This is a genomic window from Mesorhizobium sp. M7A.F.Ca.US.005.03.2.1 (assembly GCF_003997795.1).
In the GTDB taxonomy this organism is placed as follows: domain Bacteria; phylum Pseudomonadota; class Alphaproteobacteria; order Rhizobiales; family Rhizobiaceae; genus Mesorhizobium; species Mesorhizobium ciceri.
Genome location: NZ_RZRP01001339.1, coordinates 1 through 1031, shown reverse-complemented (window position 1 = coordinate 1031; position 1031 = coordinate 1). Strand labels below are relative to the sequence as shown.

At 69.2% G+C, this 1031-nt stretch carries 1 protein-coding gene; it reads left to right on the top strand.

The annotated features are described in order from the left end of the window. Window positions 1–2 precede the first annotated feature (2 nt). On the top strand, window positions 3–1031 hold a 1029-nt coding region (rsmH, locus tag EN991_RS37575), incomplete at its 3' end, for a 16S rRNA (cytosine(1402)-N(4))-methyltransferase RsmH (protein WP_127370595.1).

The window sequence follows — 1031 nt, the reverse complement described above, 5'->3', positions numbered from 1 at the left end:
GAATGACGGCAGGCCACGGCGATGACCTTCCTCGCGCCGTAGATGGGCACGCCGTTGGCGGATCGGCCCGCCACATTCCGGTCCTCCTTGCCGAAGTGCTCGAAGCACTGGCGCCGGCGCAGGGCGACCTCATCATCGACGGCACGTTTGGCGCCGGCGGCTACACCAGGGCCATTCTGGCGACAGGCGCCTCCGTGGTGGCGATCGACCGCGATCCGGATGCCATTGCGGCCGGGCGCGATCTTGAAGTGCAGTCGGGTGGTCGGCTGCGGCTGGTGCAGGCGCCGTTCTCGACGCTGGACGAACATGTCGAGAGCGCCGACGGGATCGTGCTCGACATCGGCGTGTCCTCGATGCAGCTCGACCAGGCGGAGCGCGGGTTTTCGTTCCGCGCCGACGGGCCGCTCGACATGCGCATGGCGCAATCGGGCCTCAGCGCCGCCGACGTCGTCAATTCCTTCAAGCCGGGCGATCTTGCCCGCATCTTCGGCTTCCTCGGCGAGGAGCGCCATGCCGGACGCATTGCCCGCATGATCGAGGCGCGCCGCGAAAAGCGCCCGTTCGAGCGCACGTTGGAACTCGCCGACGCCATCGAGACGCATATCGGCCGGGCGCCGAAGGACAAGATCCATCCGGCGACGCGCGTCTTCCAGGCGCTGCGCATTTTTGTCAATGACGAGCTTGGCGAACTGGCCAAGGCCCTGTTTGCGGCCGAACGCGCTCTGAAGCCGGGCGGACGGCTCGCCGTGGTCACCTTCCATTCTCTGGAAGACCGCATCGTCAAGCGTTTCATCGCCGACCGGGCCGATGTCGCGACCGGCTCGCGTCACCTGCCCGAGGCGCATGCGCGCACCGCGACGTTCCGCAAGGCGGGCGGCGGCGTGACGGCCGGCGACGCCGAGGTGGCGGCCAATCCGCGCGCCCGTTCGGCCAGGCTGCGCGCGGCGGTCCGCACCCAGGCGCCGGCGCGCGGCAGCGACTTTTCGATTTTCGGCCTTCCAAAGCTTCCCGGTATCGACCGGCCGGGGGAG